Annotated in this window: 14 protein-coding genes; 6 read left to right on the top strand and 8 right to left on the bottom strand. The window is 68.7% G+C overall.

Translation table 11 applies throughout. The features are described 5' to 3' along the window. Nucleotides 1–14: 14 nt before the first annotated feature. A complete protein-coding gene (locus tag I4Q42_RS00375; RefSeq protein ID WP_198574094.1) occupies nt 15–527 on the top strand; it encodes a hypothetical protein in 513 nt (170 codons plus the stop codon). A 161-nt stretch (nt 528–688) separates the two neighbouring features. Here I4Q42_RS00375 and I4Q42_RS00370 read toward each other — a convergent pair whose 3' ends face one another. The 4 genes from I4Q42_RS00370 to I4Q42_RS00355 all read right to left on the bottom strand — a co-directional run bounded on the left by I4Q42_RS00370 (nt 689) and on the right by I4Q42_RS00355 (nt 7,758). Then, the gene (locus I4Q42_RS00370) at nt 689–1,414 is read right to left on the bottom strand and encodes a response regulator (protein ID WP_198574093.1); all 726 of its coding nucleotides are present in this window, start codon (nt 1,412–1,414) and stop codon (nt 689–691) included. A gap of 8 nt (nt 1,415–1,422) precedes the next feature. Next, nucleotides 1,423–4,662: an autotransporter outer membrane beta-barrel domain-containing protein gene (locus I4Q42_RS00365; protein ID WP_198574092.1), complete on the bottom strand. Its 3,240-nt coding sequence runs from the start codon at nt 4,660–4,662 to the stop codon at nt 1,423–1,425. Nucleotides 4,663–5,184: 522 nt separating this feature from the next. Beyond that, complete coding sequence (locus I4Q42_RS00360; protein WP_198574091.1) at nt 5,185–6,705, bottom strand: aldehyde dehydrogenase (NADP(+)); 1,521 nt, start codon at nt 6,703–6,705, stop codon at nt 5,185–5,187. 111 nt (nt 6,706–6,816) lie between these two features. Beyond that, on the bottom strand, nt 6,817–7,758 hold the full coding sequence (locus I4Q42_RS00355; RefSeq protein ID WP_232792756.1) for a Gfo/Idh/MocA family protein: 942 nt from the start codon (nt 7,756–7,758) through the stop codon (nt 6,817–6,819). Nucleotides 7,759–8,192: 434 nt separating this feature from the next. On the opposite strand from I4Q42_RS00355, the gene I4Q42_RS00350 reads away from it, so the two are divergent. Further along, nucleotides 8,193–9,992, top strand: a complete 1,800-nt coding sequence (locus I4Q42_RS00350) for an IlvD/Edd family dehydratase (RefSeq protein ID WP_198574090.1) — start codon at nt 8,193–8,195, stop codon at nt 9,990–9,992. Between the two features lie 479 nt (nt 9,993–10,471). Here I4Q42_RS00350 and I4Q42_RS00345 read toward each other — a convergent pair whose 3' ends face one another. Then, nucleotides 10,472–10,933 carry an Lrp/AsnC ligand binding domain-containing protein gene (locus tag I4Q42_RS00345; RefSeq protein WP_110119836.1) on the bottom strand — a complete coding sequence of 154 codons (462 nt, stop codon included), beginning with the start codon at nt 10,931–10,933 and terminating at the stop codon, nt 10,472–10,474. A gap of 446 nt (nt 10,934–11,379) precedes the next feature. Here I4Q42_RS00345 and putA point away from each other — a divergent pair, with 446 nt between their 5' ends. The 4 genes from putA (at nt 11,380) to I4Q42_RS00325 (ending at nt 18,616) form a co-directional block, all read left to right on the top strand. Next, on the top strand, nt 11,380–14,469 hold the full coding sequence (putA, locus tag I4Q42_RS00340) for a bifunctional proline dehydrogenase/L-glutamate gamma-semialdehyde dehydrogenase PutA (protein WP_198574089.1): 3,090 nt from the start codon (nt 11,380–11,382) through the stop codon (nt 14,467–14,469). 37 nt (nt 14,470–14,506) lie between these two features. Beyond that, the gene (locus I4Q42_RS00335) at nt 14,507–14,773 is read left to right on the top strand and encodes an antitoxin (RefSeq protein WP_198574088.1); all 267 of its coding nucleotides are present in this window, start codon (nt 14,507–14,509) and stop codon (nt 14,771–14,773) included. Between the two features lie 236 nt (nt 14,774–15,009). Beyond that, complete coding sequence (locus I4Q42_RS00330) at nt 15,010–16,350, top strand: glycoside hydrolase 5 family protein (RefSeq protein ID WP_198574087.1); 1,341 nt, start codon at nt 15,010–15,012, stop codon at nt 16,348–16,350. A 94-nt stretch (nt 16,351–16,444) separates the two neighbouring features. After that, on the top strand, nt 16,445–18,616 hold the full coding sequence (locus tag I4Q42_RS00325) for a hybrid sensor histidine kinase/response regulator (RefSeq protein ID WP_198574086.1): 2,172 nt from the start codon (nt 16,445–16,447) through the stop codon (nt 18,614–18,616). Between the two features lie 42 nt (nt 18,617–18,658). Here the strand turns inward: I4Q42_RS00325 and cydX are convergent, their stop codons facing one another. The 3 genes from cydX to I4Q42_RS00310 are packed head-to-tail and all read right to left on the bottom strand — an operon-like array spanning nt 18,659 to nt 21,512. Continuing rightward, nucleotides 18,659–18,778, bottom strand: a complete 120-nt coding sequence (gene cydX / locus I4Q42_RS00320; protein ID WP_198574085.1) for a cytochrome bd-I oxidase subunit CydX — start codon at nt 18,776–18,778, stop codon at nt 18,659–18,661. A gap of 12 nt (nt 18,779–18,790) precedes the next feature. Next, nucleotides 18,791–19,933: a cytochrome d ubiquinol oxidase subunit II gene (cydB, locus tag I4Q42_RS00315; protein ID WP_198574084.1), complete on the bottom strand. Its 1,143-nt coding sequence runs from the start codon at nt 19,931–19,933 to the stop codon at nt 18,791–18,793. A gap of 13 nt (nt 19,934–19,946) precedes the next feature. Then, a complete protein-coding gene (locus I4Q42_RS00310) occupies nt 19,947–21,512 on the bottom strand; it encodes a cytochrome ubiquinol oxidase subunit I (protein WP_198574083.1) in 1,566 nt (521 codons plus the stop codon). Nucleotides 21,513–21,595 lie beyond the last annotated feature (83 nt).

Genomic DNA, 21,595 nt, shown 5'->3' with positions numbered 1-21,595 from the left:
CAAGGAGATCCGTCATGGCCCACGCAAAAGCCGCTTCCGCGCTCGCCGCACTGGGCCTGCTGCTGCTCGCCGGGCCGGGCCTTGCCCAGGCGCAGACCCAGACCACGCCTCAGGGTCCGCTGGGCGTCGGCGGCAAGTGGATGCTGGACCTGCCGCGCTCGCACTTCAATGAGGCCCTGACCGGCGCCGCGCCGCTGAGCGGCGAGCTCGACATCACCAAGGACGACGGCAAGTCGATCGCCTGGACCCTGGTCGAGGAGGACGACGAGGGCGTGGCCGCCATCCAGTTCGCCGACGCAAGCCTCGACGGCGGACCGACCCGGGCCGTCGTCAACTTCAACTTCGTGACCCTGAGCGTCGAGCGCACCGGCCAATCCAGCGTGGCGGTGATGACCCACGGCCAGACCGGCCGTCGCCAGACCATGCACGTGGCCCTCTCGGCCCCCGACACCCTGCTGATCGAACAGGACGTCGACGGCAAGCCCGGTCCGCCGGACCAGACCCTGACGTTCGTGCGGAAGAAGTAGCGGGGATGGAGAACGAGACCCTCCCCCTGAAGGGGGAGGTGGCCCGGAGGGCCGGAGGGGGAAGGACTTCGAAGGCCCGTTCACCCGCTCACGCGGCAGACACTGTCCCCTCCGTCGCCTCCGGCGACACCTCCCCCTTCAGGGGGAGGGTCTCTAGTCGTCTAGTCCGCGTGCACGCGGTCCACGCGCGGGGCGAACATGTAGCCGGCGTGACGGACCGTGCGGACCATCTGCGCCCCGCCCTCGGCCCTGCGCAGCTTGCTGCGCAGACGGCTGATGGTGACGTTGATCTGCTGCGGCGGGGCCTTGCTGCGGGCTTCGGGCGGACCCTGCTGCAGCTGGTCGCGGGTCAGGATCTGCTGGGGCTTGGCCACCAGGGTCCACAGGACCAGGAACTCGGCCGACGACAGGTTCACCGACTCGCCGCGCGGGTCGAACAGCTCGTGGGTGGCCACGTTCAGGCGCCAGCCGCTGAACTGGTAGACCGGCGGCGCGGCGATCGGCTCGGGCGCGCGCCAGGCCTGGCGGCGGCGGACCGCGGCGCGGATGCGGGCGGCCGTCTCGCGCGGCCGGAACGGCTTGGCGATGTAGTCGTCGACGCCCATTTCCAGGCCGACTACCACGTCGCTCTCGTCATCGACGGCGCTGACCACCACCACGCCCGGCGCCGGGTTCATGCGGCGCAGGCGGGCGCAGACCGACAGGCCCGCCTCGTCGGGCAGCAGGATGTCCATGACCACCAGTTCGATCTGGGTGCGGCCGAGGATCTGGTCCATCTCGCGGGCCGAGGCGGCCTCGAGCACTTCCAGGTCGAACCGGCCCAGAAGGGCGCTGATGGCGGCGCGGGAGTCGATATCGGGATCGACGATCAGCAGGCGGGGTCTCACGGGCGTTCTCAGAACATCGCCCGGCCGGAAAGCCGGGCCGTATAACGGGTCTGGCGACGCGAGGCCTCGGCCCCGCCCTCCAGGGCGAAATAGGAAAGGTCCGAACCCGCGCGCAGCGCGACGTTCAGGGTCACGGCGCCGGCCGTGGCGTTGTTGGCCAGGATCGTGAACGGCGTGCCGCCCGAGAACGAGGCCGTGGTGTCGGCGTACTTGCCGGCCAGGGTCTTGCGGTAGCCGATGCGGACCTCGGGGCGAACCCAGACGTCCGTGCCGAACTCGCGGCCGAAGGCCACGCCGATGTCGCCCGACAGGTTGCTGAACTTGCGGGCGGCGACCGTCTGGTCGAAGCCTTCCCCGCCGCCGTGCTCCTTGCGCGCGCCTTCCCACAGATAGACATAGTCCAGGCGGGTCTCGGGGCGGATGTAGTTGCGGCCGAACTTGGCCTCGTAGCCGACGCCGGCGAAGGCGTTGGCGGTGAAGCCGTTCCAGGCGGCGGTGTTGCTGACCATGACGTCGGCGACGTCGTCGCCATCGACATCCTCGCTGATGAAGCTGCGGTCGCCGTTGAAGCGGATGTAGCCCGCGCCGCCGCCGAGGTTCAGCCGCCAGCCGCCGATCGACCGGCGCCAGTAGGTTCCGGCCTGGAACAGCGAGGCGGTCGTCTCCTCGCCGACCTTGGCGACGGTGTCCTCTTCCTCGAGATTGACGAAGGCCAGGGTCACGCCCAGCGCGCCGCCGGCGTCGCCCATGGCCTCGTAGCCGGCGACGAAGCCCATCGCCTTGGTGTCGGAGCCGAGGTTCTCGCCGTCCTCGATGCGGACCAGAGCGTTGATCTCCTGCACCCAGACACTGTCGGGACCGTAGCGGTCCTTGCCGTCGGGACGCAGGGCCGTCGCGGCCGAGGCCTGCTGCTGCACCGTCTGCAGGGCGGTGAAGATGCCCGCGCCGGTGCTGGGCAGCATCTGGTTGTAGAGGTTGTAGAAGCCGTCCCGCGACGACTGGCTCAGGAAGGCGCCGGCGATGTCGTCGTTGGCGCTCAGGGCCGCGAACACCGCGTCATAGGCCGAGGCCTGGCCGCGGGTCATGCCCGCTTCCGTCGCCGTGCGGCGGCGCACGTCGATCAGGACGTCGTTGTCCTGGCTGTAGGCGTTGGCGACATAGAGGTAGGGGGCGTCGCCCAGCAGGTCCTGGTCGATGTCGCCGATGGTCAGGGAGCCGGCCGAGATCACCTTGAAGGTGCTGGCCGTGGTCAGCAGGTTGTTGAACACCAGGCCCAGGTTCGCGCCGCTGGCGATGGTCGCGGTGTCGACCACCAGCTGGGTCGCCGTGCCGGCCGAGGGATCGACGGTGAACACCAGGGACGCGTCGGCGCCCAGGGTCAGGCTGGTGGCCTTGATGGTGTCGGTGTTGGCCAGCAGCAGGCCGCCGTCGCCGACGTTGATCGACAGCAGGCCGTCGCTGTCGCTGATCTTGGTGAAGGCGTAGGCCCCGCCGTCGATGTTGAAGACGTCGGCCCCGTCGCCGAACGAGATCTCGCCGTAGAGCGTGCCGTTCAGCAGGTTGAGGGTGTCGGCGCCCGAGCCGAGCAGCACCTGCCCGACGATCGAGGGCTCGTCGGCGTCGTCCACGCCATCGCCGTCGGTATCGGTGTCGGCCACGTCGTCGTCGCCGTCATCGCCATCGTTGACGCCGGTCTGGGTGATGGTGACGCCGGTGGTGTTGGCCTGCAGGTTGATGGCCACGGCCTTGCCCGTCATGACCTCGTCGTCGGCGTCGTCGTTGCTGTCGTCGAGGTCGTAGTCGTCGTCGGTGGCGGCGACATAGGCGGCGATCGTGCCGGTGTTGTTGATCGTGGTCAGCGTGCCCGAACGGTCGACGATGGCGTTGGCGTCGCCGCTCTCGCCGTACAGGTAGGCGACGATGCCGCCGCTGTTGTTGACCGTGGTCATGGTCGCCCCGGCGTCGATCAGCAGGGCGTAGGCGTTGGACTCGCCCTCCGCCGTGACCGAGCTCGAAAGGCTGCCGCTGTTGTCGAGGATGCGGGCGATGGCGCCCGAGGTCAGGCGCAGACCCACCGCGTCGGCCTCGTAGGCGCTGGCCGCGATCGAGCCTTCCAGGTTGATCCCGTTGGTCACCAGGGTCTCGTAGCCGGCCGAACCGCCGATCTGGACGCCGGTGGCGGCCACGCCCGGATGAATGCCGTAGGCGGCGACCGAGCCGCGGATCACCAGACCGTAGTCGTAGATCCCCTCCCCGGCCGAGCCGAGGGTGACGGTCTGGCTGTCGGAGCCGATCTGGATCGCCGGCGCGCCGCCATAGACCAGGACCGAGGCCGTGCCTTCGTCGCTGTCGGTGACGTCGTCGCCGTCCTCGTCGTCGGTGGTGTCGTCGTTGGTGTCTTCCGGCGGAGCGTCCAGCACCAGGCCCTGGCTGACATTGCTGCTGACCTGGATGGCCGAGCCGCCCTGCAGCAGGTCGTCGGCGTCGAGCAGGGCCTCGTCGTCGGGATCGGTGTAGCGGCTGGTGTAGCGATAGCCGGTGGCGCTGATCGAGCCCTGCACGATCACCGAACCCTCGACCTCGCCGTTCACGGCCAGGCCGACGCTGCCCGCGCCCGTGACGCTGATCGAGCCGTCGCTGACGATGTTTCCCGTCACCTTGGCGGTGTTGCGCAGGCCGTAGCTGTCGTCGCCGGTCACCGCGATCGAGCCGGAGTTCAGAATGTCGCCGATCACCGACGATTCCAGGATGATCCCGATCGAGTCGTTGCCCTCGATGGTGATCGAGCCCGAATTCTCGATGGTCCCGGTGAAATCGCCCGAGCCGGCCAGGCGGATGCCGTAGCGGTTGGTCCCCAGCGCGAACTGGCCGTCGTAGTCGCCGTCGCTGTCGGTATCCTCGTAGTCGTAGTCTTCGACCAGCGAGATCGTCCCGCCGTTGGTCACCGTCGAGGTGACGCCGGCGTTGATCAGGATGCCAGTCGAGTCGGAGATGTCGGTGCTGGTCAGCGAGCCGTTGTTGGTCAGGGTGTTGCTGCTGTCGACGGTGGCGATCGCGCCTGACGAGCTGTAGGTGATGACCCCGTCGCTGGTGATCTTCACGTCGTCGGCCGCGCCGTCGTTGGCCGTCGAGGTCGCCACCGCCTTGGTGCGGCTGCTGCTGGTGATCTCGGTCTCGGCGACGGCTCCGCCCGCATGCAGCAGCATCGGCAGGGCGGCGGCCGAGAGGATCAGAAGCTTACGCGACATGGAGGACCCGCTTTCAGGAACCTCCGAGCCTTAGGCGCCGTGCGTGGCTCAGGCGTGTCTATGAAATTTCCGCCACGCCAAGCTTGGGGCCGGTTCGATACACTTCCGTTTCAAAGCGACCGGCAGGTTGTCGCCAGCTTTCCGGCTCGCCTGCGAAGTGTTGCCGACCCGCGCCGCAAGCCGTCGTCATTTCGACGAAAGCGCAAAAAAATCCCCGCCGGAGCGACCTCGTCCAATCCTGTGATTCCAGACCGTTGCAGGCTGGCTGGATCGCCGAAAGGACCCGGTCATGGACAAGATGCTGATCTCCGCCGCTTGCCTGGCCTTCTGTGTCTGGCTGCTGGTCGAGCGGCTGACCTGAAAAGAAAAGGCGTGCGCCCCGGAGCGGGTCGCACGCCTTGTCGCTTCAGTGCATGGCCCTCGTCCTTTGACGAGCTCAGGATGAGGACCAAGTTACAGGCCGGAGCAGTCGAGAACCTCACCCTGAGCTTGTCGAAGGGCGGGGTTCTCGCACCCTGTAAACTACAGCACGCCGTCGACGGCGCGCTTGACGCCCCACGGGTTGGCGTCCTTCAGGGCCGCCGGCAGCAGCACGTCGGGCAGGTCCTGGTAGCAGACCGGGCGCAGGAAGCGCTCGACGGCGCGGGTGCCGACCGAGGTCGAGCGGCCGTCCGAGGTGGCCGGGAACGGGCCGCCGTGGACCATGGCCGGAGCCACTTCCACGCCGGTCGGCCAGCCGTTGGCCAGGATGCGGCCGGCCTTGCGCTCGAGGATCGGCAGCAGGCCGCGGGCGGCCTCGGCGTCTTCGGCGTCGAGGTGCAGGGTGGCGGTCAGCTGGCCTTCCAGGCCTTCCAGCAGGCTGGCCAAAGTGGCCAGATCCGGCGCGCTGACGATCACCGACGACGAGCCGAACACTTCGTGGCTCAGAGCCGGGTCGGCGGCGAAGGTGGCCGCATCGACCACGAACAGGGCGCCCTGGCCCTGGTTGCAGCCTTCGCCGACCAGGCCGCGGGCGGCGACGGTGACGCCCGGACGCGCGCCCAGCTTCTCGACGCCCTGCTCATAGGCGCCGAAGATGCCCGGGGTCAGCATGACCTGCGGGTGAGCGCCGGCCAGGGCGGCCGAGGCCGAGGCCACGAACGCATCGAGGTCGGGGCCTTCCAGCGCGAAGACCAGGCCGGGATTGGTGCAGAACTGGCCCGAGCCCATGGTCAGCGAGCCGACGAAGGCCGCGCCCAGGGCCTGGGCGCGGGCGGCCAGGGCGTGCGGGAACAGGATGACTGGGTTGACGCTGCTCATCTCGGCATAGACCGGGATCGGCTCGGGGCGTTCGTTGGCGATCTTCATCAGCGCCACGCCGCCGGCGCGCGAACCGGTGAAGCCGACGGCCTTGATGCGGCTGTCGCGGACCAGGGCGCCGCCCAGCTCGTGGGTCTGGCCGGTCAGCAGCGCGAACACGCCGGCCGGCAGGCCCGCCTTTTCCACGGCCTTGCTGACGGCGGCGCCGACCAGGGCGGCGGTGCCGGGGTGGGCCGGGTGGCCCTTGAAGACGACCGGGCAGCCGGCGGCCAGGGCCGCGGTGGTGTCGCCGCCGGCGGTCGAGAAGGCCAGCGGGAAGTTGCTGGCGCCGAACACGGCGACGGGACCCAGGCCGATGAAGCGCTGGCGCAGGTCGGCGCGCGGCAGCGGCTTGCGCTCGGGCAGGGCCGGGTCGACGCGGGCGCCGAGGAAGTCGCCCTGGCGGACGGTCTTGGCGAACAGGCGCAGCTGGCCGGTGGTGCGGCCGCGCTCGCCTTCCAGGCGGGCGCGCGGCAGGCCGGTCTCGGCCATGGCGCGCTCGATCAGTTCGTCGCCGATGGCCTCGATCTCGGCGGCGACGCCTTCGAGGAAGGCCGCGCGGGTCTCGAGGTCGGTCTCGCGATAGACGTCGAACGCCGCGTCGGCGGCGGCCAGGGCCGCCTCGATCTGGGCCGCGGTCGGCTCGGGGAAGACGTCGCCGAAGTGCTCGCCCGTGGCGGGGTTCAGGCTGCGGAGTTCGGTCATGACGGCGCTCGCGGTTTTGGCGGACGGGAATGGGCCCGCATATAGGCCCTTCCCCCGCGTTTTGTCAGGTCAATGTTAGCGCAACCATCGCTTATTCGATGGCCCGTTGATTTATTCGATGAAGGCCGGCGCGGTGACCCGCTCGCCCAGCAGGAAGGCGTCGGCGACGTGGCGCAGCGGGCTGACGTCGACGTCCGAACCGCCGGCCGCGATCAGGCGGGCGAAGGCGTCGTAGAGGCCCGGATATTCCTCGTCCGGCCCCTCGTGCGTCAGCACGCCGTCGACCCACAGACGCGAACCGCCGTGCGAGAGCTTCAGCTCGCCGCCGTCGGTCTGGATGATGATGTCCCAGCTCTGCGGACCGGTCTGCAGGAAGTCGAACGCGGCCTCGACCGGCGCGCCGGCGACAGTCACGAAAGAGAGTTGAGCCTCGACCGGCGACTGGCAGTTCTCCGGCACGTGCAGCGTGGCCTTCTGCAGGAAGAACGGCGGCAGCACGACGGTGGCGATCGACAGGGCGTTGATGCCGGGATCGAAGACGCCCAGGCCGCCGGCCTGCCAGATCCAGGTCTGGCCCGGATGCCAGACGCGCACGTCTTCCTTCCAGTTGATCTGCACCGACTTGATGGTCTTGCCCGACAGCCAGGTCTGGGCCGGGGCCACGGCGGTGGCGTAGCGCGAGTGCCAGGTGGTCTGCAGGGTCACGCCCTTGGCCTGGGCGGCCAGCTTCAGGTCCTCGACCTCGCTCAGCGTCGCGCCGGGCGGCTTTTCCAGCATCACGTGCTTGCCGGCGTCGATGGCCTGGCGGGCGATCGTGTGGCGCACCTGCGGCGGGGTGCAGAGGGCGACGGCGTCGAATTCGACGCCCGAGGCCAACAGTTCGGCCAGGTCGGTGAAATGGGGCACGCCATCGACGCCGGCGCTGCGGCTGGCCACGGCGGCCAGTTCGAAGCGCGCGTCCTTTTCGATCGCGGGCAGGTGCTGGTCGCGGGCGATCTTGCCCAGGCCGACGATGGCGATGCGGATGGTCATCTGGACGAAATACCTGGGCATGGAGCGCCGCCTGCGCGGCCTTATCATTAGTCAGACAAATAGCGCCCTCCCCGCGCCTGTCAAACAGGACGATGAGAACGCGCTGCGTTCTTGCTTTTCGCGCCGCCCATCGCGTGGCCGCCGCACCGAAAGAAGTCGCACCATTCGACCGGAGCGAGTAATCGTCCTACATTATCGGCGCTCGCCGAACATCGTCGTGGGTGACAAGCCGCAGACCCAGACCTTACAATGTGAGCGCTATCATCGGCGCATCGGCGCCCTTTCGGCAATTGCGAATTGCTCGCAAGGCCTTGAAGGCGCGCGACGTTCCGCCTCCCGGCCGCCCCCATGGCGGTCGTTGACGACCCCCGTCGGCCGGTATAGTCAGACAAATAGTATAAACCTCGCCCGGCGAGGCGATCCGCTTGGATCGACCGAGGAAAAACAGGACCATCATGACCACCAAAGCCGCGCCTCGCTCCCTTCGTTCGCGGGCCTGGTTCGACAATCCGGACAACGTGGACATGACCGCGCTCTATCTGGAGCGCTACCTGAACTACGGCCTGACCCTGGAAGAACTGCAGTCGGGCAAGCCGATCATCGGCATCGCCCAGACCGGTTCGGACCTGTCGCCCTGCAACCGCCACCACCTCGTTCTGGCCGAGCGCCTGCGCGAAGGCATCCGCACAGCGGGCGGCATCGCCATCGAATTCCCGGTCCACCCCATTCAGGAAACCGGCAAGCGCCCGACCGCGGGCCTTGACCGCAACCTGGCCTATCTGGGCCTGGTCGAGACCCTGTACGGCTATCCGATCGACGGCGTGGTGCTGACCATCGGCTGCGACAAGACCACCCCGGCCTGCCTGATGGCCGCCGCCACCGTGAACATCCCGGCCATCGCCCTGTCGGTCGGCCCGATGCTGAACGGCTGGCACAAGGGCGAGCGCACCGGTTCGGGCACCATCGTCTGGAAGGCCCGCGAAATGCTGGCCGCCGGCGAGATCGACAACGCCGGCTTCATCAAGCTGGTCGCCTCCTCGGCCCCGTCGACCGGCTTCTGCAACACCATGGGCACGGCCACGACGATGAACTCGCTGACCGAAGCCCTGGGCATGTCGCTCACCGGCTCGGCCGCCATCCCCGCGCCCTACCGCGACCGCCAGGAAAACGCCTACCTGACCGGCCTGCGCATCGTCGACATGGTCAAGGAAGACCTCAAGCCCTCGGATATCCTGACCCGCGAGGCGTTCCTGAACGCCATCGTCGTCAACTCGGCGATCGGCGGCTCGACCAACGCCCCGATCCACCTGAACGCCCTGGCCCGCCACATCGGCGTCGAGCTGACGGTCGACGACTGGCAGGAAAAGGGTGAGGACGTGCCGCTGCTGGTCAACCTGCAGCCGGCCGGCAAGTACCTGGGCGAGGACTATTATCACGCTGGCGGCGTGCCCGCCGTGACCGCCCAGCTGATCAAGCAGGGCCTGATCAACGAAGACGCCCTGACCGTCTCGGGCCAGACCATGGGCGACGCCTGCCGCGACGCGACGATCGAGGACGCCGACGTCATCCGCACGTTCGACAACCCGCTGGTCGAGCGCGCCGGCTTCGTGGTCATGCGCGGCAACCTGTTCAACTCGGCGATCATGAAGACCAGCGTGATCTCCGGCGAGTTCCGCGACCGCTACCTGTCGAACGACGAGGATCCGGACGCCTTCGAAGGCGAGGCCGTGGTCTTCGACGGTCCGGAAGACTACCACCACCGCATCGACGACCCGTCGGTCGGCATCACCGAGAACTCGATCCTGTTCATGCGCGGCGCGGGCCCGGTGGGCTATCCCGGATCGGCCGAGGTCGTGAACATGCGCGCCCCCGACTACCTGATCAAACGCGGCGTCAAGCAGCTCCCCTGCATCGGCGACGGCCGTCAGTCGGGCACCTCGGGCTCGCCCTCGATCCTCAACGCCTCGCCCGAAGCCGCCGTCGGCGGCGGCCTGGCCCTGCTGAAGACCGGCGACAAGGTCCGCTTCGACCTGCGCAAGTCGCGCGTCGACGTGCTGATCACCCCGGAGGAAGTCGCCCAGCGCCGCAAGGCCCTGGAGGCGGCCGGCGGCTACAAGTACCCGGAAAGCCAGACCCCCTGGCAGGAGATCCAGCGGGCCATCGTCGGCCAGATGGACACCGGCGCGGTGCTGGAACCGGCCGTGAAGTACCAGCGCATCGCCCAGACCAAGGGCCTGCCGCGCGACAGCCACTAAGGCTCTCCGCCTCGCTGAAAATGAAGAAGCCGCCCAGGTCGAACCTGGGCGGCTTTTTTGCTTCCGGCTTCTGACGCCGGCGACGGGTCAGTCGGCGATCAGCCGATCTGTTCGATGACCAGTTCGCGCAGCTCGGCGCGGGTCAGGCCCGGCCAAGCCCAGTCTGTCCGGGCGGCGGGCGCGGGCGTCATGCTGCGCAGGGGTCGTTGGGTGCGGGGCTCGTGCCGAACGGCGGCCACGCGAGTAGAGACAGATTTCATGTAGTTCCAAGTCAGGGTCTGGCGACGATCGCCAGGCCACGAAGTTCAAAGGGTGAAAGTCTCGCCGGGAACCGTCGAAGCCTAGGCTCGGAGACGGTAGGTGTCTGGCGATACAGCGCCTCGCGATTTTCCATCTCGGAAGACGGCAAGCGATCGGCGCTGAACGCATATATGAGGAGCCGATCGGCCCTTTCAACCCCTAGGCGTCGAAAAATCTTCCTACAGCGGCAGTTGCACCGTGCTCTTGACCTCTTCCAGCACCGCATAGGTGCGGGTCTCGCGCACGCCCGGCATCTTGACCAGGATGTCGCCCAGGAAGCTGCGATAGGCGTCCATGTCGCGCACGCGGGCCTTGATCAGGTAGTCGAAGCCGCCGGCCACCATGTGGCACTCAAGCACCTCGGGCGCGCGGCGCACGGCGGCGGCGAAGTCCTCGAACACCTCGCCGGTCGTGCGGTCCAGCACCACTTCGACGAAGATCAACAGGGCGCGGTCGACCTTGGCCGGATCTAGCAGGGCCGCATAGCCGGTGATGAACCCGCGCTCGCGCAGGCGACGCACGCGGTCGAAGGTGGCGGCCGGCGACAGGTTGCAGCGCTTGGCCAGCTCGGCGTTGGTGATCCGGCCGTCGGCCTGCAGCACGCGCAGGAGCCGGCGATCGGTGTCATCTAGAGCGGACATGGAATTTCGTCACTTTCAGCGAAGATAATTTTGAAAATACCGATAACAAACAAAGCACCTTCGGTGCGAAGAAGCCTACACCCTCAATCGTCCTAGCGAAGCTTCCCCACGCCGCTTCCCCCAGTCGGCGCGCTTCGCATTGGACCTCCCGCTCGGCGGGAAACCATCGCCGCGCATCCCCCAGCGCAGGCGACGAGCGGAAGGGACGCGCGGTCCCCCCCGAGACGCGTCCCTTCCAGTGCTCCCCTTCCCCTCTTAGTCTGCGACCACGATCGCGCGCCGCGACGCCCTGTCGCGGGGTTTTCGCGTTGCCGGGAGGCCGTTTGGAGCGGACAACGTTTTTCGACGTCTACGCCGAACAGGATACGGAAGCCAGACCCAACAAACGAAGCACCTTCGATCATAGCCAGGTTACAGCGACGATAAATCATCTGCGAGGACGCGTCATGACCGCTTGGGACTCCCTGGACGACGGCAAGTACCGTGACGAGAAGGCAGTGATCGCCGACCTGCTGGCCGCCCAGGCCCTGTCGAGCGAAGACCGCGCCGCCGTCCGCGCCGAGGCCGAGGCCCTGGTGCGCGGCGCCCGTCGCAGCGTCCGCAAGCAGGGCGTGGTCGAAAGCTTCCTGCAGGAGTTCAGCCTGGGCACCCGCGAGGGCCTGGCGTTGATGTGCCTGGCCGAAGCCCTGCTGCGCACCCCCGACGACGACACCCGTGATCGCCTGATCGCCGAGAAGATCGGCTCGGCCGACTGGGCCTCGCACCTGGGCGGCAGCGACAGCCTGTTCGTCAACGCCTCGACCTGGGGCCTGATGCTGACCGGCAAGATCGTCGAGCCCGACGACGAGGCCAAGAAGGACATGCCGACCTTCATCAAGAAAATCGCCGGTCGCCTGGGCGAGCCGGTGATCCGCGCCGCCGTCGGCCAGGCCATCCGCATCATGGGCGAGCAGTTCGTGCTGGGCCGCACCATCGAGGCGGCCATCAAGCGCGCGGCGAGCGAAGACACCATGTGCTCGTTCGACATGCTAGGCGAAGGCGCCCGCACCGCCGCCGACGCCGCCCGCTACGAGAAGTCTTACGCCGACGCCATCGAAACGGTCGGCAAGCTGTCCAACCGCGCCGGTCCGGAAAAGGGCCATGGCGTGTCGGTGAAGCTGTCGGCCCTGTGCCCGCGCTACGAGGCCACGCACGAGGACCGCGTGTGGGAGGAACTCTATCCCCGCACCCTGCGCCTGGCCCTGATCGCCGCCAAATACGACATCAACTTCACCATCGACGCCGAAGAAGCCGACCGCCTGGCCCTGTCGCTGAAGCTGCTCGACAAGCTGTGCCGCGAACCGGCCCTGGCCGAGTGGAAGGGCCTGGGCCTGGCCGTGCAGGCCTACCAGAAGCGCTGCGGCGAGGTGATCGCCCGCCTGGAGGCCCTGTCGAAGGAAACCGGCCGCCGCCTGATGGTGCGCCTGGTCAAGGGCGCCTACTGGGACAGCGAGATCAAGCGCGCCCAGGTCGCCGGCCGGCCGGACTATCCGGTGTTCACCACCAAGCCCGCCACCGACCTGTCGTACCTGGTCAACGCCAAGGCCCTGGTCGCCGCCGCGCCGCACCTCTACGCCCAGTTCGCCACCCACAATGCCCACACCCTGGCGGCCGTGGTGCGCATGGCCAAGAACGCCGGCGTCAAGATCGAGCACCAGCGCCTGCACGGCATGGGCGAGGCGCTCTACAAGGCCGCCGACGACCTCTATGACGGCGTCACCCTGCGCGCCTACGCCCCGGTCGGCGGCCACGAGGACCTGCTGCCCTACCTGGTCCGTCGCCTGCTGGAGAACGGCGCCAACACCAGCTTCGTACACGCCCTGCTCGACGAGCGGGTGCCGGTCGAGAAGGTGGTGGTCGATCCGATCTCGGCCGTCGAGGCCCATCCCGACCGCCACGCCAAGATCCCGACGCCGATCGACGTCTATGGCGAAGGCCGCAGGAACAGCGCCGGCCTGGATCTGTCGATGAAGGCCGATCGCGACCGCCTGGCCGCCGCCGTCGCCAAGGTCGACGCCGCTCCGCTGCAATCGGGTCCGCTGATCGGCGGCAAGCTGGAAGCCGGCGGCCCGCCGCTGCCGGTGGTCTCGCCAGTCGACGCCGGCCGCGTGGTCGGCGCCGCCTCGGAAGCCCAGCTGCCGCAGATCGACAAGGCCTTCAAGCTGGCCCGCGCCGCCCAACCGGCCTGGGATCAGGCCGGCGGCGTCGCGCGCGCCAAGGTCCTGCGGGCCATGGGCGACGCCCTGGAAGCCGACATCGACCGCCTGATCGCCATCCTGGCCCGCGAGGCCGGCAAGACCCTGTCGGACGGCGTCGCCGAGGTGCGCGAGGCCGTGGACTTCTGCCGCTACTACGCCCTGCTGGCCGAAAAGCAGTTTGGCGAGCCCGAAGTGCTGAAGGGCCCGGTCGGCGAGACCAACACCCTCGCCCTGGCCGGCCGCGGCGTCTTCGTCTGCATCAGCCCGTGGAACTTCCCGCTGGCCATCTTCACCGGCCAGATCGCCGCGGCCCTGGCCGCCGGCAACGCCGTGCTGGCCAAGCCGGCCGAGCAGACCCCGATCATCGCCTACGAGGCCGTGAAACTGTACCACGCCGCGGGCCTTGATCCGCGTCTGCTGGCCCTGCTGCCCGGCCGCGGCGAGACCGTGGGCGCGGCCCTGACCGCCCATGAGGGCCTGGACGGCGTGGCCTTCACCGGCGGCACCGACACGGCCTGGCGGATCAACCAGACCCTCGCCCAGCGCCAGGGTCCGATCGTGCCGTTCATCGCCGAGACCGGCGGCCTCAACGGCATGTTCGTCGACACCACCGCCCAGCGCGAACAGGTGATCGACGACGTCATCGTCTCGGCCTTCGGTTCGGCCGGCCAGCGCTGCTCGGCCCTGCGCCTGCTGTTCCTGCCCACCGACACCGCCGACCACATCATCGACGGCCTGAAGGGCGCGATGGACGCCCTGGTCGTCGCCGATCCGGCCGACGCCGTCACCGACGTCGGCCCGGTGATCGACGCCGACGCCAAGGACGCCCTGGAAAAGCATCTCGTGCGCCTGACCCGCGAGGCCAAGGTGCTTCACGCCCTGGAAACCCCGGCCGGCGGCACCTTCTTCGCGCCGGTCCTGGCCGAGATCCCCGCCGCCGACTTCCTCGAGCGCGAGGTGTTCGGCCCGATCCTGCACGTGGTCCGCTACAAGCCCGAAGACCTGGAACAGGTCGCCGGCGCCCTGGCGGCCCGCCGCTACGGCCTGACCCTGGGCGTGCACTCGCGCATCCAGGCCTTCGCCGACGAGGTGGTGCGCCTGGTCCCGGCCGGCAACGCCTATGTCAACCGCAGCATGACCGGCGCGGTCGTCGGCGTGCAGCCGTTCGGCGGCGAGGGCCTGTCGGGCACCGGCCCCAAGGCCGGCGGCCCCCACGCCCTGCTGCGCTTCGCCGTCGAGCGCGCCCTCAGCGTCAACATCACCGCCCAGGGCGGCGACCCGACGCTGCTGAATCTCTGATCTTGACCTCTCCGGCCATGGGCGAGACCCTTCGCCCATGGCCGACGGCTTCGACATCCACATCGACGAAGAACGGGCTTTCCGGCTCGGACCCATGGCCGCCACGTTGGACATGTCGGTCGTCGACTATGTGATGTCGCTGATCGACCGCGACATCGCCGCCTCGCCTTTCCGCGAGATCGATCCCGACCCCGCCATCGACGAGGCGATCGCCAACGCCGTCGAGGCCGGCGAGGAAGAAGCCATACCGTGGGCAGTGTTGCGCGATCGCCTGCTCGCTCGCCAACGTTCGGCAGACCGCTAGAGCGGACCAACCTTTCACCCTACCCAAATCCGTCCAATCCGCCGAAGGCGGGGATGCTCGGTGACAAGTGACCACTATCGCCAGACGCTTACGCATGACCATCACTTGGATCTGGCACGGCCTGGAACAGCGCTAAGTCCGATGGAATAACTTCACCAAATTTATTTAATCACTGGACCCCGGCGGACGCCCTCCGCTAACGTCGCCGCAAATCAAACGTGGGGAGACACCGGGAAATGCTTTCGCGACGCGCGATCCTGGCCGCCGGTGCGGCTGGTCTGACGGCTGGTTCGGCCGCCCTTCCGACCTTGGCCGCGGCGCGACCCGGCTTCGTCACCGTCAAGGACGGCCGCCTGGCCCTGGGCGGCAAGCCCTATCGCTTCGTCGGCGCCAATCTCTGGTACGGCGCCTGGCTGGGGGCTCCGGCCGCCTTCGGCGACCGCGCGCGTCTGACCCGCGAGCTCGACAAGCTGAAGGCCCTGGACGTCACCAACCTGCGCGTCCTGGGCGCGGGCGAGCGCTCGCCGGCCAAGGTGGCGCTGGATCCCACCTTCCGCGGTCCCGGCGAGGACTACGACCAGGACCTGCTGAAGGGCCTGGACGTGCTGCTGGCCGAGATGGGCAAGCGCGGCATGAAGGCCGTGATCTACGTCAACAACTTCTGGGACTGGTCGGGCGGCATGCCCGCCTATCTGAACTGGACCGGCAACGGGACCTGGTTCCAGCAGGGCGACCCGGCCCACCCCTGGCCCGAGTTCGCCGACTATTCGGCCCGCTTCTACGCCGACGAAAAGGCCAACGCTCTCTTCCGCCACTATGTGAAGACCCTGGTCGGCCGCACCAGCAGCGTCAGCGGCAAGGCCTATCGCGACGATCCGACGATCATGGCCTGGCAGCTGGCCAACGAGCCGCGCCCCGGCGGCAGCGACGCCTTCGGGAACGCCAACCGTCCGGCCTATGACGCCTGGATCGACGGCACCGCCCGCTTCATCAAGTCGATCGACGCCAACCACCTGGTCTCCAGCGGCAGCGAGGGCGACATGGGCTGCCTTGGCAGCGAAGCCTGCGTGGCCGAGAGCCACAAGACCCCGGCCATCGACTACCTGACCCTGCACGTCTGGCCCAACAACTGGAGCTGGATCTCGATGACCGACCAGCCCTCGACCTACGAGGCCGGCGAGGCCAAGTCGCGCGACTACATCCGCCGCCACATCGCCCTAGCCAAGCGCCTGGGCAAGCCGCTGACCATCGAGGAGTTCGGCCTGATCCGCGACGAGCGCGCCTTCGCGCCCGGCTCGCCGGTCACCTTCCGCGACCGCTTCTACAAGATGGTGTTCAGCGAGGTCGAAGCCGACATGCAGGCCGGCGGCCCGATCGCCGGCGTCAACTTCTGGGCCTGGAACGGCGAGGGCCGCGCCCAGCACGCCGACGCCTGGTTCAAGAAGGGCGACCGCTCCTATGTCGGCGATCCCCCGCAGGAGGAGCAGGGCCTGTTCGGCGTCTTCGACGGCGACGCCTCGACGCTTGCGATCATTCGCGACCACGCCAAGGCGGTGAAGGGCATCAAGCGCGCCTGACCTTGCCGCGAACGGAAGCGGTAAGCGGAGGCTCAACCCTTCCTTCAAAGCTTGGCCTGTAGGGTTCCCGCCGCAACGAGCGTCGGGAACCCGAATGAGCAGGGCCGGTCCGAAGACCAATGACCAGCAGGGGACGCGCCGGCGTCGCCTGGCGGCGGCGTACGACACGCTGCTGGCCTCGCCGTTCCAGGTGCATGGCCTGACCGCGCGACTGGCGTTCAGCATCGCCGTGTGCCTTGCCACCCTGCCCTTTTCGCCCTGGCTTCTGCCCCTGGTCTGGATCGCGGTGATGGCCGGCCTGGCCGTGGCCGAGCAGCGCAACGCCCCGCCCGGACGCAACCTCTTTGCCTGGCTGCAGAGCGCCGGCTACGCCGCGGCGGCCTTCTACCTGACCTCCTTCGAGACCGGCGCGGCCCAGACCTTCGGCGTCACCCTGTTCGGCGTGGTGATGTTCGAGATCGTCGCCCGCGACTACGCCCGCCCGATGCGCCTGGCGATCAATATGTCGCCGATGGTCGGCGCCATGGTGCTGGTGCAGGCCCTCTGCGGCTGGTTCCTGCTCGACACCGGCCAGCCTTGGCGGCTGATGACGGTGGCGGCCACCTCCTATGTCGTGTTCCGCGCCCTGCGCACCGTGCAGGTCGACCTGGCCCGGGCCCGGCTCGAACTGGCCGACGCCTCGGCGCGCGCCCAGGCCGACGCCCGCACCATCCGAGAGACCCATCGCATCGCCCTGATGGCCGAGACCATGGCCGGCGTCGGTCACTGGCGGGCCGATATCGGCAGCGGCGTCATCACCTGGTCGGAAGGCGTCTACCGGATCTTCGGCCTCGCGCCGGCCGCCAGCGCGCCAGGTCTCAGCGAACAGCTGACCTTCTTCGACCCGTCCGAGCGCGACGCCCTGGAAACCCAGTTCCGCACCGCCGCCGTCAGCGGCGAGCCGTTCGAGATGACCCTGCGGCTGACCCGCACCGACGGCGCTTTGCGCCACGTGGTCTGCCACGGCGCGGCCGAGCTTGGCGCGGACGGCCAGGTCGAGACCCTGTTCGGCGCGGTGATGGACGTGACCGAGGCTCACGTGCGCGAGGCGGCCCTGCTGGACGCCAAGCTGCAGGCCGAGGCCGCCGCCGAGGCCAAGGCCGAGTTCCTGGCCAATATGAGCCACGAGATCCGCACCCCGCTGACCGCCATCAACGGTTTCGCTGGCCTGTTGGGCGAGATGGACGACCTGCCGCCGACCGCCAGCGCCTATGTCCGGCGCGTCGACACCGCCGGCCAGACCCTGCTGGCCGTGGTCAACGACATCCTCGACTTCTCCAAGCTGGAGGCGGGCCATGTCGCCCTGTCGCCCGCGCCGTTCGCCCTGGCCCCGTTCCTCGACGACCTGACGGCGATGTTCGCCGAGCAGGCCCGCGCCAAGGGCCTGACCCAGACCGGCGAGATCGATCCCGACACGCCGGCCGCCCTGAACGCCGACGCCGGCCGCCTGCGCCAGGTGGTCGTCAATCTGCTGGGCAATGCGGTGAAGTTCACCGAGGCCGACGAGATCCGCCTTGAGGCCGCCTTCCGCGACGCCCGACTGCACGTGGCGGTGTCCGACACCGGCTGCGGCGTGCCGCCCGAGAAGCGCCAGCGCCTGTTCCAGCGGTTCTCGCAGGTGGACGGCTCGATCAGCCGCCGCCACGGCGGCACGGGCCTGGGCCTGTCGATCTGCAAGGGCCTGGTCGAGTTGATGGGCGGCGACATCGCGATGGTCCCCGCCGAGCATGGCGGCTCGGTCTTCCGCTTCCACGTGCTGGCCGCGCCCGCCGACCTGGCCGCGACCGACGCCCCGACGCGCGCAGCGGCGATCGCTGGCCCGGCCGCCCAGGTCCTGGTCGTCGACGACCTGGACGCCAACCGCGAACTGGTGCGGGCCATGCTGCAGGCGATCGGCCACGAGGTGATCGAGGCGGCCAGCGGCGCCGAGGCCGTGCTGCTGGCCTCGTGCCGGCCATTCGACCTGATCCTGATGGACCTGCAGATGCCTGGCATGGACGGCTTCGCCGCCGCCCGCATCATCCGCGACCCGTCCGGCGCCAATGGCGCCACACCGATCATCGCGCTCAGCGCCGACGTCCTGCCCGAGCACGTCGGGGCCACAGCCGCGGCCGGCATGAACGGCCACATCGGCAAGCCGATCTCCGCCACGGCGCTGATCGGCGCGGTGCAGCGCTGGTCGGGCGTGCGGCTCGACGAGACGGAAGCGGAACGGGCGGAAGCTTAGAAACAAGCTCCTCCCCCGTGAAGCGGGGGAGGAGTTAGAGACTCAAGGCTCCGACGCTCCCGCGTCGCCCTCGTCGGTCAGGTTGAACTCGTACCAGACGCCGTTGAGGACGCCGAAGGCGAGGGCCAGGCCAAGGCCCAGGATCCAGGTGAAGTACCACATCGGTCGATCTCCTCAGTACAGGGCCGGGTCGGTCTTCAGGGCGGCGCTGCTCGTGCGGCCCCACAGCACCCGGTAGACGAAGGCGGTGTAGGCCAGCACCACCGGCAGCAGCAGCACGACGACCACCAGCATGATGAACAGGGTCGTGTGGCTGGACGAGGCGTTCCAGACCAGGAAGCTGGAGTGAGCGTCGACCGTGCTGGGCAGGATGAACGGGAACATCGACAGGCCACTGGTGGCGATGATGCCTGCCGCCGAGGCCGAGGAGCCGCCGAAGGCCAGCCCTTCCTGCCGCTTCAGCAGGCCGAAGGTCGCGAAGGCCGCGCCGACGAAGCCCAGCACCGGGGCGATGATCATCCACGGATAGCGGCCGTAGTTGTCGAACCAGGCGCCCGGCGCTGCGACGGCCGTGGCCCGCAGCGGGTTGGAGGGACCGGCCGGATCGACCACGCCCTCGACCCGGAAGCCAAGCTTCATGGCCAGCAGGCCGCCCAGGGCGAACAGCACCAGGCTGGCGACGCCGGCCACGAGGCCGAACCTGCGGGCGCGCTCGACGATCGGCCCCGGCTCGGTCTTGATCGCCAGCCAGGCGGCGCCGTGCAGGGCCAGCATGGCCGTCGACAGCAGGCCGCAGACCAGGGTGAAGGGCGTGAACAGCTCGAAGAACGAGCCGTGGTAGGTGGAGCGCAGATCGCTGTCGAGCCTGATCGGGGCGCCCTGCAGCACGTTGCCGACGGCGACGCCGAACACCAGGGCGGGCACGAAGCTGCCGGTGAACAGCGACCAGTCCCAGAACGAGCGCCATTTGGCCTCGGGCCGCTTGGACCGGTACTTGAACGCCACCGGCCGCAGGATCATCGCCGACAGCACCAGGAACATGGCCAGGTAGAAGCCGGAGAAGGTGGCGCCGTAGACCATCGGCCAGGCTGCGAAGATCGCCGCCCCGCCGGTGATGAACCACACCTGGTTGCCTTCCCAGGTGGCGCCGATGGTGTTGATCACCGTGCGCCGCTCGTCGTCCTTGCGGGCGATGAAGGGCAGTAGGGCGCCGACGCCCATGTCGAAGCCGTCGGTGAGGGCGAAGCCGATCAGCAGCACGCCCAGCAGGCCCCACCAGATCAGGCGGAGGGTCGGGTAGTCGAGGGGGAGTTCCATGGCGGCGTCTCCTTCAGGCGACGGCTTCGGCGACGGGCGCGCCGGTGTTTGGAGGGAAGGCTTCCTGTTCGGCGAACGGACCCTTCTTGATGGTCTTCAGGATCAGCCCGACCTCGACCACCGCCAGGGCGCCGTAGAGCAGGGTGAAGCCGACGATGCTGGCCAGCAGCTGGGCCACGCTCAGGCTGGACGGGGCCAGGAAGGTGGGCAGGACCCCTTCCACCGCCCAGGGCTGACGCCCGACCTCGGCCAGCACCCAGCCCAGCTCCGTGGCGATCCACGGCAGCGGAATGGCCAGGACGGCCAGGCGCAGGAACCAGCGGGTGTCGTGCTTGCGCAGGGTGACCAGGACGAAGGCGGTGGCGAACAGGGCGATCATCAGCAGGCCCGTGCCGGCCATGATGCGGAAGGCCCAGAACATCACCGGCACGTTGGGCACGGTGTCCCAGGCGGTCTTGGCGATCAGCTCCCTGGAGGCCGTACGCGGATCGGCGACGTGGCGCTTGAGCAGCAGGGCGTAGCCCAGGTCGCGGCGGTTCAGCTCGAAGACGGCGCGGGCGCTGACGTCCTTGGGATTGGCCTTCAGCTTTTCCAGGGCGTCATAGGCGACCACGCCGCGCTGGATGCGGTCCTCGGCCGTGGCGACCAGCTCGAAGATGCCCTCGACCGGCCGGTCGATGCTGCGGGTGGCGATCAGGCCCAGCACATAGGGGATCTTGACCTCGGCGTGGGTCTGGCGATCGGCCAGGCTGGGGATGCCGAAGGCGGTCAGGCCGGCCGGCGCGGGCTCGGTCTCCCACATGGCCTCCAGGGCCGCGAGCTTCATTTTCTGGTTGTCGGTCAGGGCGTAGCCGCTCTCGTCGCCCAGCACGACGACCGACAGGGCCGAGGCCAGGCCGAAGGCGGCGGCGACGGTCATCGAGCGCTTGGCCACGCCCGTCCACTTGCCCTTCAGCAGGTAGAAGGCCGAGACACCGAGCACGAAGACGGCGGCGATCGTGTAGCCGGCGCTGACCGTGTGCACGAACTTGGCCTGGGCCACCGGGTTGAAGATCACCGCCTTGAAGTCGGTCACCTCCATCCGCATCGTGTCGGGATTGAAGGCCGCGCCGACCGGGTTCTGCATCCAGCCGTTGGCGATCAGGATCCACAGGGCCGACAGGTTGGTGCCCAGCGCCACCAGGAAGGTGACCAGCAGGTGGGCGACCGGCTTCAGCTTGTCCCAGCCGAAGAACATCAGCCCCACGAAGGTGGCCTCGAGGAAAAAGGCCATCAGCCCCTCGATGGCCAGCGGGGCGCCGAAGATGTCGCCCACATAGTGCGAGTAGTACGACCAGTTCATGCCGAACTGGAATTCCATGGTCAGGCCGGTGGCCACGCCGAGGACGAAGTTGATGCCGAACAGCGCGCCCCAGAACTTGGTGACCGTGCGCCAGATCGGGCGCTTGGTCATCACATAGACCGCCTCCATGATGAACAGCATGAAGGACAGCCCCAGGGTCAGGGGCACGAAGAGGAAGTGGTACAGGGCCGTGAGGGCGAACTGCAGGCGGGAGAGGTCGACGACGGCGGGATCCATGGGTAGCTCCAGGGTCGAACGGCGATCGGTCGCGCCGGACGAGCATCTCGCTCTAGGCGGGCTTTCGAAAGGGGTCTTTGATC

The sequence above is a fragment of the Caulobacter hibisci genome (assembly GCF_016135805.1).
In the GTDB taxonomy this organism is placed as follows: Bacteria; Pseudomonadota; Alphaproteobacteria; order Caulobacterales; family Caulobacteraceae; genus Caulobacter; species Caulobacter hibisci.
This window is presented reverse-complemented; position numbering and strand designations above follow the sequence as displayed.